Annotated in this window: 9 protein-coding genes and 1 pseudogene; 8 read left to right on the forward strand and 2 right to left on the reverse strand. The window is 67.2% G+C overall.

Going from position 1 to position 10,125, the window contains the following annotated elements; genetic code table 11:
• Positions 1–31 precede the first annotated feature (31 nt).
• The 8 genes and pseudogenes from ACFVYC_RS02385 to ACFVYC_RS02420 all read left to right on the forward strand — a co-directional run bounded on the left by ACFVYC_RS02385 (position 32) and on the right by ACFVYC_RS02420 (position 7,922).
• On the forward strand, positions 32–1,015 hold the full coding sequence (locus tag ACFVYC_RS02385; RefSeq protein ID WP_387546138.1) for a co-chaperone YbbN: 984 nt from the start codon (positions 32–34) through the stop codon (positions 1,013–1,015).
• Positions 1,015–2,111, forward strand: a pseudogene (locus ACFVYC_RS02390) (NADH:flavin oxidoreductase/NADH oxidase). Before ACFVYC_RS02385 ends, ACFVYC_RS02390 begins: the two are co-directional and overlap by 1 nt.
• 14 nt (positions 2,112–2,125) lie before the next feature.
• Positions 2,126–2,410 carry a DUF3253 domain-containing protein gene (locus ACFVYC_RS02395; protein ID WP_387546140.1) on the forward strand — a complete coding sequence of 95 codons (285 nt, stop codon included), beginning with the start codon at positions 2,126–2,128 and terminating at the stop codon, positions 2,408–2,410.
• A gap of 92 nt (positions 2,411–2,502) precedes the next feature.
• The gene (locus ACFVYC_RS02400) at positions 2,503–3,297 is read left to right on the forward strand and encodes an ABC transporter ATP-binding protein (protein ID WP_387546143.1); all 795 of its coding nucleotides are present in this window, start codon (positions 2,503–2,505) and stop codon (positions 3,295–3,297) included.
• Positions 3,279–4,850, forward strand: coding sequence for a transporter (locus tag ACFVYC_RS02405; protein ID WP_387546146.1), 1,572 nt, complete (start codon positions 3,279–3,281; stop codon positions 4,848–4,850). Before ACFVYC_RS02400 ends, ACFVYC_RS02405 begins: the two co-directional genes overlap by 19 nt.
• Before the next feature lie 60 nt (positions 4,851–4,910).
• Positions 4,911–5,693 (forward strand): glucosamine-6-phosphate deaminase, encoded by a 783-nt coding sequence (gene nagB / locus ACFVYC_RS02410; RefSeq protein ID WP_387546149.1) that lies wholly within the window; start codon positions 4,911–4,913, stop codon positions 5,691–5,693.
• A 109-nt stretch (positions 5,694–5,802) separates the two neighbouring features.
• Complete coding sequence (locus ACFVYC_RS02415; protein ID WP_387546152.1) at positions 5,803–6,144, forward strand: DUF3039 domain-containing protein; 342 nt, start codon at positions 5,803–5,805, stop codon at positions 6,142–6,144.
• Positions 6,144–7,922, forward strand: a complete 1,779-nt coding sequence (locus ACFVYC_RS02420) for a DEAD/DEAH box helicase (RefSeq protein ID WP_387546155.1) — start codon at positions 6,144–6,146, stop codon at positions 7,920–7,922. Before ACFVYC_RS02415 ends, ACFVYC_RS02420 begins: the two co-directional genes overlap by 1 nt.
• A 66-nt stretch (positions 7,923–7,988) precedes the next feature.
• Here the strand turns inward: ACFVYC_RS02420 and ACFVYC_RS02425 are convergent, their stop codons facing one another.
• Positions 7,989–8,627: an isochorismatase family protein gene (locus ACFVYC_RS02425; protein ID WP_387546157.1), complete on the reverse strand. Its 639-nt coding sequence runs from the start codon at positions 8,625–8,627 to the stop codon at positions 7,989–7,991.
• Entirely contained in the window at positions 8,627–9,955 is a 1,329-nt protein-coding gene (locus ACFVYC_RS02430) for a nicotinate phosphoribosyltransferase (protein WP_387546159.1), read from the reverse strand. The genes ACFVYC_RS02425 and ACFVYC_RS02430 overlap by 1 nt, the downstream gene beginning before the upstream one ends.
• Positions 9,956–10,125: the final 170 nt, after the last annotated feature.

Raw genomic sequence — 10,125 nt, forward strand, 5'->3', positions numbered from 1 at the left:
GGCAGCGGCCGGAGTGGCTAGAGTGGAAAGCATGAGTTCGCCAGCTTCCCGCCCAGTCCCTCCTGCCGCTGCCAACCCGCTTAACCTGCGCGGCGCCGTCGACCTTTCTTCGCTGAAGCAGCGCCCCGCCGCGGCCGCCCCGCCATCGGGACCGGAAGCGCCGGGAGGAACGCAGCCCGGCGTCACTCCCGGTGCTCCCGAACTGGTGGTCAACGTGACCGAGGGCAACTTCCAGCAACTGGTGGAACTGTCCGCGCAGGTACCTGTAGTTTTCGCCCTGTGGGCTTCCTACTCACCCGAATCGGCAACCATGCTGGACGTCCTGGAACGCGTGGTGGACAGCTACGGCGGCCGGTTGGTCCTGGGAGCGGCCGACATCGAGGCGTTCCCGCAGCTGGCCCAGGCGTTCCAGGTGCAGGCCGTGCCCACCGCAGTCGCCGTACTCAAGGGCCAGCCGGTTCCGCTTTTCCAGGGCGGCGCCGACGAACAGCAGGTCCGCGGCCTGCTTGACGAACTGCTGAAGGTGGCCGCGGCTAACGGCGTGACCGGAAGCCTCGGCGGGGGTGCCGCGCAGGAAGACGGGCCCGCCCCGCTGCCGCCGCTCCACCAGACGGCCTTTGACGCCATCGAAGCAGGCGACTACGCGGCGGCGGCCGAAGCCTACCGGCAGGCCCTGAACGAGATGCCCGCCGACCATGAGGCCAAGGCGGGGCTGGCCCAGGTGGAGCTGATGGAGCGTCTCCAGCCGCTCTCGGCCGAGGACAGCGAAGCACTGCGCGCCAATGCCGCCAACGAGCCGGACAACCTGCAGGCACAGCTTGCCGTCGCTGACCTGGATGTTGCCGGCGGGCACGTGGAGGACGCGTTGAACCGCCTGGTCAGTTTCATCGGCAGGAATTTCGGCCCGGAGCGCGAGACTGCGCGCGTCCGCCTGCTTGAGCTGTTCGACGTTGTGGGTGCTGCGGACGACCGGGTTGCCAAAGCGCGCCAGGCACTCGCGCGGGTGCTGTTCTAATGTCCGCTTTATTTGAGCCGCTGAAGCTCCGTTCGCTTGAGCTCCAGCACCGCGGCTGGGTATCGCCCATGTGCCAATACAGCTGCGATGCCGACGCCGCGCCCGGCGTTCCACACGACTGGCACCTGATGCACCTGGGCTCCTTTGCCGCCGGCGGCGCCGCGCTGATCCTCACCGAGGCTGCCGCCGTAAACCACGAGGGCATGATCAGCCCGCGCGACGCCGGCCTGTACAACGATGCCCAGGCCGAAGCCTGGCAGAGGATCACGTCCTTTGTGCACCGGCACGGTGCGGCGGAAGCAAAAATCGGCGTCCAGTTGGCCCATGCGGGCCGGAAGGCCTCAACATACTGGCCCTTCTCCGGCAAGCACGGCAGTGTCCCGGAGTCCGACGGCGGGTGGACCACAGTGGGGCCCTCACCGTCGGCCTTCGACGGCTACGCCGCACCCGCCGCGATGAGCGCGGAACAGATTGAAGGGGTGATCGGCGACTTCGCGGCCGCCGCGGTCCGCGCCGTCGACGCCGGGTTCGATACGGTGGAAATCCACGGTGCGCACGGTTACCTGCTGCACCAGTTCCAGAGCCCGCTGATCAACACGCGGACCGACGCCTGGGGCGGGGACGAAACAGGGCGGAACCGCCTGATGCTTGCTGTGGTTGATGCGGTGCGGGCGGTCTTCCGGACTCCATGCCCCTGCTCCTGAGGATTTCGGCCAGTGACTGGGCCGACGGCGGGGTTGACCTCGCGGCTTCCGTGCGGCTGGCGCAGGAGGCTGCCCGGCACGGCGTGGACCTCGTTGACGTTTCCAGCGGAGGAGCCGTAGCCCATCAGCAGATCAAGGCGGGGCCCGGATACCAAACGGGGTTCTCTGCCGCCATTCGCAGGGACGCGGGAGTACCCACCGGCACCGTGGGCCTCCTGACCTCGGCAGGCCAGGCCGAACATGCGGTTGCGACCGGACAGGCTGACGGCGTCTTTATTGCCCGGGCCGCGCTCCGGGACCCGCACTGGTGGTTGCGTGCCGCCTTCGAGCTGGGCCATGACATCACCTGGGCACCGCAGTACGAGCGCGCCGTCCCCCGGCGCACCTTCTGATTGACCCGTTCGTCATGACAAACGGGCGGCCGGACAAGGAACAGGCCCATGGCGGGATCGACCGGCAGCTGGAGGCCAGCATCCTGGAACTTCTGGCTGCAAGAGCGGCCACGTCCACCATCTGCCCGTCGGATGCTGCGCGCGCAGTCGGCGGCGAGAACTGGCGCGACCTCATGGAGCCTGCCCGCAAGGCCGCCCGGCGGCTGGTGGATGCCGGCGAGGTGGAGATCACCCAGGGTGGTTCAGTGGTTGATCCCTCCACTGCCAGGGGACCCATTCGGATCCGTAAAGTGCGGTAGAAGCGGGTAGCCCGGTGGAGGTTGTCCTACGCCTTTTTCGCTACTCCTGCAGGAGGACCCTGCTGCCGCAGCCTGAGGACTAGTCTGGCTTCATGACTGCTCAGCAACCAGACCCGGCGCGGTCCGCCGGTACCGTGGCCGCACTGTCCATCCGCGGACTCGCCAAACGCTTCGGGCAAAAGATTGCGGTGGACGGCGTCAGCCTGGACGTCCCCGCAGGTTCCTTTTTCGGGATTGTCGGACCCAACGGCGCAGGCAAGACCACCACTCTGTCGATGGCCACCGGGCTGCTGCGCCCGGACTTCGGCACCGCCGTCGTCCATGGGGTGGATGTCTGGGCCCGCCCGCTGGAGGCCAAGCGGCTGATGGGAATCCTGCCGGACGGCGTACGGCTGTTTGACCGGCTGACGGGCGAGCAGCTTATTACGTACGCGGGGCTGCTGCGGGGAATGGACAAGGAAGTTGTATCCGGCCGCGTGGGCGAGCTGCTGGCGGCACTGGACCTGGCCCAGGACGCCGGAACGCTGGTGGTGGACTACTCGGCGGGCATGACCAAAAAGATCGCCCTGGCCTCAGCCCTGATTCATGCGCCCCGCCTGCTGGTGCTGGACGAGCCCTTCGAAGCCGTCGACCCTGTGTCTGCATCCAACATCCGCTCCATACTGGACAGCTATGTGGCATCCGGCGGCACGGTGATTGTGTCCAGCCACGTGATGGACCTGGTGCAGCGCATGTGCGATCACGTCGCGGTGGTGGCCGGAGGCAGGCTGCTGGCCACGGGCACCGTCGACGAGGTGCGCGGGGGAGTCTCCCTGGAGGACCGGTTCGTCCAGCTGGTGGGCGGACGCAGCCACACGGAAGGGCTCGAATGGTTGCGCACCTTCTAAGGCTCAAAATCACGCTGCTGCGCAACGGCCTGCGCCGCAGCCCCTGGCAGCTGGTGGGCATGGCGTTCGCAGGGCTCTATGCCCTCAGCGTCGTGGCCACCCTGGTGGTGGTGCTGGTCCTGCTTCGCCACGCGGAGCACGAACTGGCGTACACCGCCGTGGTGCTTGGCGGTTCCGCGGCCGTCCTCGGCTGGGGAATCATCCCGGTGGTGGCCTCGGCCACGGACATGACCCTGGACCCGGCCCGCTTCACCACGTTCGCCATCCCGATGAAGCAGATGCTCGCAGGGCTGGCGCTGGGCGGACTGATCGGCATTCCTGGCCTGGCAACCGCCCTGGTGGCACTGTCCACGGTGGTGACCTGGTCCCACGGCGTATTGCCCGCGCTCGCAGCCCTGGTGGGGGCAACAGTGGGCTTGCTCATCTGCATCGTGTTGTCCAAGGTGGTGACCACGGCTACGGCAAGCCTCGCGTCGTCCCGCCGCTTCAAGGACGTGAGCGCCGTCGCGTTTATGGTGCCGCTGGTCCTTTTGGGCCCCATCGTTGCGGGGGTAGGACGGGGGATCACCGCCTCCACCGAATTCCTTCCGGACTTCGCCCTGACATTGTCGTGGACTCCACTTGGCGCGCCCTGGGCCCTGGCCGGCGACGTCGCGGCCGGCCGGCCCGACGCGGCGGCGGTGAAGCTGCTGATGTCCGTTGCGGTGCTCGCCGGCCTCGCATGGTGCTGGAAGCTGCTGCTGGAACGGGCCCTCGTCACTCCGCCCTACTCGGGCAGCGGCAGGCGCACGGGCGGCAAGCTGGGGCTGCTCGGGTTCCTGCCCGCTGTTCCTGCCGGCGCCGTGATGGCCAGGGCCCTCACGTACTGGGTCCGGGACCCCCGCTACTCCGGCTCGCTCATCGTGGTCCCGCTTCTTCCGGTGGTGCTGGTGTTCCAAGGCAGCCAAACCGGTGACTTCAGCACCCTGGCGCTCCTGGCCCCGCTGTCGGCGTTTATCCTCGCCTGGTCCATCTCCGCCGATGTGTCCTATGACAACACCGCCTTCGCCCTGCATCTGGCCAGCGGGGTCCGGGGCCTGGACGACAGGCTGGGCCGTGCCCTGGCGTGCCTTGCCTTCGCCCTGCCGGTAGTCCTGGTGTTCGCCGGTGGCTACTCTGCCTTCACCGGTGACTGGGACGTGCTGCCCGGCCAGTTGGGGCTAAGCCTGGGGATCCTCTTCACGGGACTGGGTTTGTCCTCGGTGGTTTCCGCCCGCTACACCGTGGCAGTTCCGTTGCCGGGCGACAGCCCCTTCAAGAAACCTCCGGGAAATGTGGGCCAAACCCTTGCCGTCCAGTTCGCCGGACTGGGAATCCTGACGGTCCTGGTGCTGCCGGAGGCCGCCCTCCTGATCGCACAGCTGGTCACCGGCAACAGCCTGTTCGGCTGGTTGAACCTTGCCGTCGGTCTCGTGTTGGGCCTGGTCCTGTTTGTGGTGGGTGTCCGGCTGGGCGGAAGATGGCTGGACGCCCGCGGACCTGAGCTGCTGGCCCAGGTCACCGTGAACCGCTAAGCAGTTGCCACGGCAGCAGTCAACGAAGTGAAGAACTGACACGGCCCCGGAAGGAACAGCATGGAAGTAGTCATCCTCAACGGCAGCAAACAGATCGGGACGCTTGCCGCGGACGCCATTGGGGAGCTTCTCCGCCACAAGCCGGACGCAGTCCTGGGGCTCGCCACCGGATCGTCGCCGTTGCCCACATACGATGAGCTCGCTGCCCGCCACGAGCGGGACGGCCTGGACTTCAGCCGTGCCTCGGCTTTCACCCTGGACGAGTACGTGGGCCTGCCGGCGGGGCATCCCGAATCGTACCGCGAGGTCATCCGGCGGGAGTTCACCGACCGGGTCAACATCGCCCCCGAGAATGTCCACGGACCGGACGGGACGGCCACAGACATCCTCGCGGCCTGCCGTGCGTACGAGGAGGCCATCGCCGGGGCCGGCGGCATCGACCTGCAGCTCCTCGGTGTGGGCACCGACGGCCACATCGGTTTCAACGAGCCGGGGTCCTCCTTCGCGTCCCGCACCCGGATCAAGAGCCTCATCGAACAGACACGCCGGGACAACGCCCGGTTTTTCAGCAGCCTTGCCGAGGTTCCGCATCACGTCCTGACCCAGGGTCTGGGGACGATCATGGATGCCCGGCATGTGATCCTCGTGGCAACCGGCGCTCAAAAAGCCCAGGCTGTCCGGGAGTTTGTCGAAGGGCCGGTGTCCGCGATTTGCCCTGCATCGGTGCTGCAGTTCCATCCCCACACCACCGTCCTGCTGGACGAGGCTGCCGCCTCGGCCCTGAAACTGGCGGATTTTTACCGCCACACCTATGACAACAAGCCCGGCTGGCAAGGTATTTGACCGCACGGCAACGGCCCTGTCCAGTAGGGGAAAAGTACAGCGGCGGCGGCTGTTTCCAACCGCGGCTGGATGCGCCGCCGTCGAACGCCCACCAGCCGGAAAGGCTAAGATGGTTGGCATGACTAGCATGACGGACCCTCTCGAAAACGACCCGATGCGCGAGCTTTCCGGGGCTGGAACGTCCACGGCCACCATTGAGCGCGAGGAACTGCGCCAGGAGGTGGAGCCCGGAGACCGGGAGCGCTTTTCGCACTACGTGCGCAAGGAAAAGATCATGGAGTCCGCGCTGACCGGGGAACCCGTCATCGCACTGTGCGGCAAAGTCTGGACGCCCGGCCGGGATCCGCAGAAGTTCCCGGTGTGCCCGATGTGCAAAGAGGTCTATGAAGGCCTCCGCCCGGGCAACGACGGCGGCAAGGGTCCCGGAGGGGACTCAGGCAACAACAAGTAGTGACGGAGACGCTTTTTGGCGGCCCCACCCTGCCTCCGGCTTATCCGGAACGTGCAGCCTGGGGAACCGCCCCGAAACTCCGTGCCTGGCAGCAGGAAGCCCTGGACCTCTACCTGAGGACAAATCCCCGGGACTTCCTGGCCGTGGCCACGCCCGGCGCGGGTAAGACCACCTTCGCGCTCCGGGTCGCGTCCACGCTCATCGACTCCGGCGCAGTCAACCGCGTGACCATCGTGGCGCCCACGGACCACCTCAAGCGCCAGTGGGCGGATGCGGCGGCCAAGGTGGGTATTGCCATCGATCCCAACTTCAAAAACTCTGACGGCCAGCACGGGCGCGGCTTCATTGGCGTCGCCGTGACGTACGCCCAGGTGGCCAGCAAACCCATGCTGCACCGGGCCAAGACCGAGGCCGCGCGCACACTGGTGATCCTGGACGAGATCCACCATGGCGGCGAGGCGCTGTCCTGGGGCGACGGCCTCCGGGAGGCGTTCGATCCCGCTGCGCGCCGGCTGTCCCTGACCGGCACGCCGTTCCGCTCCGACACCTCTCCCATCCCGTTTGTGGAGTACGCGGAGGACCGGGACGGGATCCGTCGGTCCAAGGCGGACTACACCTACGGCTACGGCAACGCCCTGCGGGACCACGTAGTCCGTCCGGTGATGTTTATGGCGTACTCCGGGCAGATGCGCTGGCGAACCAGCGCAGGCGAGGAGATGGCGGCGTCCCTTGGCGAGGCAGCGGTGACCAAGGACATCACCTCCCACGCCTGGCGCACGGCATTGAACCCGGCCGGCGAATGGATTCCGGCTGTCCTTGCCGGGGCGGACAAGCGTCTCAGCGAGGTGCGCCGTACCGTTCCGGATGCGGGCGGGCTGGTCATCGCCACCGACCACGAGGACGCCAGGGCCTACGCCGGGCAGCTGAAGCGGATCACCGGCGAGTCGCCCACGGTGATTCTGTCCGACGACGCCAAGGCCTCCAGCAAGATCGAGGAATTTACCGCCAGTGAGAAGCGGTGGATGGTGGCGGTCCGCATGGTGTCCGAAGGCGTTGACGTGCCCCGGTTGTCGGTGGGTGTGTACGCAACGTCCACTTCCACGCCGCTGTTCTTCGCCCAGGCCGTGGGTCGCTTCGTGCGCGCCCGCAAACGGGGCGAGACGGCGTCGGTCTTCCTGCCGTCCGTGCCTCAGCTGATGGCCCTGGCCAACTCCATGGAGGCCGAGCGCGACCACGCCCTGGACCGCCCCGAGAAGGAGGACGCCGACGGCTTGTTCAATCCCGAGGATTCCCTGATGGCGGAGGCCAACCGGGAGGACAAGGCATCGGACAGCCTCACGAAGGGCAAGTTCGAGGCACTGGACTCGCAGGCGTCCTTCGACCGTGTCCTGTTCGACGGCGGCGAGTTCGGCACCGGCGGCGAGGTGGGCTCCGACGACGAAATGGACTTCCTGGGAATCCCCGGGCTGCTGGATGCCGAACAGGTGGGCACGCTGCTGCGCCAGCGCCAGCATGAGCAGCTCAACCGCAAGAACCGGGGTGTCCCGGCGGCGGAAATCGCGGCTCCGGCCGTCCCGGACCACCGGATGCTGATGGATCTCCGGAACGAACTGGCCAAGAACGTCGCTGCCTGGTCCGCCCGCACCGGGACGCCCCACGGCGTGGTCCACACCAAGCTGAGGACGGTTTGCGGTGGTCCGCCGGTTGCGCAGGCCAACGAGGAACAGCTGCAGTCCCGCCTTCGGAAGCTTCAGGACTGGTTCATCGGCCGGAAGTAGGAGCGGGCAGAAAGAAAAGCGTGGCCGTGCCCTCCAGGCCCGGCCACGCTTTTCTTGTGCTGCTGCTCAGGCGACGTCGACGCCGCCGAGCTCCATTTCGGTGACCGCTTCCTCAAGGTCCTCCGCAATTCCTGCCGTCAGTGAGCGGATGACCGTCACGGAGTACCCCGCCTGTACGGCGTCCAGGGACGTCGCCTTGACGCAGTAGTCGGTGGCGATGCCCACCACCACCACGTCCTCGACGTCGTTGCTCTGCAGCCAGTCGTCCAGGCCGATGGCATCTTCGGCGGCCGCGTACCGGTCAGCGTCGCCGGCGCCGGGCAATGCACCGGGCTGCCGTTCCCCGGTGGGAACGGCGTCTTCGGGGGCCTGCAGTCCCTCGAAGCCGGAGTAGGCGGCAGCAAACTGGCCCTTCTGGAAGTAGGCGTCGATGTACTCGGTGTCCAGGTCCGGGTGGAGCTCTGCGCCGCGGGTTCCCGCCACACAGTGCGGCGGCCAGCTGTCGATGAAGTCAGGGGTTTCGGAGAAATGGTCTCCGGGGTTGATGTGCCAGTCCTGGGTAGCCACTACGTGGTCGAACTCGCTGTGGTGGGCATCAACGTATTCGCTGATGGCACCAGCCACCGCTGCGCCGCCAGCCACGGCAAGCGCGCCGCCCTCGCAGAAATCGTTCTGGACGTCAACAATGATCAGGGCGCGGGACATCAGTTCTCCTCGTAGATGGTGGGGATGGCTGCTTCGCCGCGCTGCAGGCGGTTGACCACGGCGGGAAGTTCAGCCATGGACTCGGTGTGGCGCCGGCGGGCCCGGATGACGCCTTCATGGCCGGTCCAGCCCGGGATCAGTTCACCGTTTTTCATAAATTGCTGCAGCAGCGGACGGTCATTGCCGTCGTCCTCGGGCCGGCGGCCCACCCCCACTACCTCGGCGGTGGCAATGCCGCGTTCGTTCAGTTTCCGCAGCGCGTACTTGCGCCCGCCCACACTGGCCTTGTTCTTGGCGGCCTTGGCCACGGAGACGAACCTCCCGTCGTCGTCCGTTCGGCTCACCAGCTTGTAGACCATGCTGGCGGTCGGGGCCCCGGACCCGGTGACCAACGAGGTGCCCACGCCATAGGAATCAACGGGGGCTGACTGCAGGGCGGCGATGGCAAACTCGTCCAGGTCGGAGGTGACCACGATTTTGGTGTTTTCGTTGCCCAGGCTGTCCAGGAGTTGGCGGACCCACTGGGCCTGCGCCACAAGGTCGCCGGAATCCAGCCGGACCGCCCCCAGGCGTGGACCCGCAAGGTCCACTGCCGTGCGCACGGCCGCTTCGACGTCGTACGTGTCCACGAGCAGTGACGTTCCGTCTCCGAGGGAGGCAATCTGGGCCTCGAAGGCATCCCGCTCCGTGTCATGCAGGAGGGTGAAGGAGTGGGCGGCGGTGCCCACGGTCTTGATTCCGTAGCGGATGCCCGCCTCCAGGTTGGACGTGCTGTCGAAGCCGGCAATGATGGCTGCCCGCGCGGAGGCGGTGGCGGCTTCCTCATGGGTGCGCCGGGAGCCCATTTCGATGCAGGGGCGCCCGCCTGCGGCGCTGATCATCCGGGACGCGGCGGAGGCGATGGCACTGTCGTGGTTAAGCACGGACAGCAGGTACGTCTCCAGCATGCACGCTTCTGCGAAGGTGGCCTCAACGATCAGGATGGGGGAGTTCGGAAAGTACGCCTCACCTTCCGGGTAGCCCCAGATGTCTCCGGAGAAACGGTAGGACGCCAGGTACTCCAGCGTCTCCTCGTTGACCACCTTAGTGCGGGCCAGGAAGTCCAGTTCAGCCGTTCCGAAGCGGAAATTCGCAATGCCCTCCAGCAGCCGTCCGGTACCTGCCACGATGCCGTAGCGCCGGCCGTCGGGCAGCCGCCGGGCAAAGGCTTCAAAGACCGACTTGCGGTGCGCGGCGCCTGAATGCAGCGACGCCTGCAGCATGGTCAGCTCGTAGTGGTCAGTGTAAAAGGACGTGCGGGGATGGTCCCAGCCGGCAGAGGTGCTCACGAAAGTCACTCTAGTCCCCACCGGCTCCCACGTCTCGCTTCGCTTCGCCGCGGGGCCCTCGCCGGTGTGGGCCCACCCACCGGCTCCCACGTCTCGCTTCGCTTCGCCGCGGGGCCCTCGCCGGTGTGGGCCCACCCACCGGCTCCCACGTCTCGCTTCGCTTCGCCGCG

The organism is Pseudarthrobacter sp. NPDC058329, from assembly GCF_042879835.1.
In the GTDB taxonomy this organism is placed as follows: Bacteria; Actinomycetota; Actinomycetes; order Actinomycetales; family Micrococcaceae; genus Arthrobacter.

Coding starts and splice junctions, on each gene's coding strand:
- ACFVYC_RS02385 (WP_387546138.1), top strand. CDS start 32: ATGAGTTCGCCAGCTTCCCGCCCAGTCCCTCCTGCCGCTGCCAACCCG.
- ACFVYC_RS02395 (WP_387546140.1), top strand. CDS start 2,126: ATGACAAACGGGCGGCCGGACAAGGAACAGGCCCATGGCGGGATCGAC.
- ACFVYC_RS02400 (WP_387546143.1), top strand. CDS start 2,503: ATGACTGCTCAGCAACCAGACCCGGCGCGGTCCGCCGGTACCGTGGCC.
- ACFVYC_RS02405 (WP_387546146.1), top strand. CDS start 3,279: ATGGTTGCGCACCTTCTAAGGCTCAAAATCACGCTGCTGCGCAACGGC.
- nagB (WP_387546149.1), top strand. CDS start 4,911: ATGGAAGTAGTCATCCTCAACGGCAGCAAACAGATCGGGACGCTTGCC.
- ACFVYC_RS02415 (WP_387546152.1), top strand. CDS start 5,803: ATGGTTGGCATGACTAGCATGACGGACCCTCTCGAAAACGACCCGATG.
- ACFVYC_RS02425 (WP_387546157.1), bottom strand. CDS start 8,627: ATGTCCCGCGCCCTGATCATTGTTGACGTCCAGAACGATTTCTGCGAG.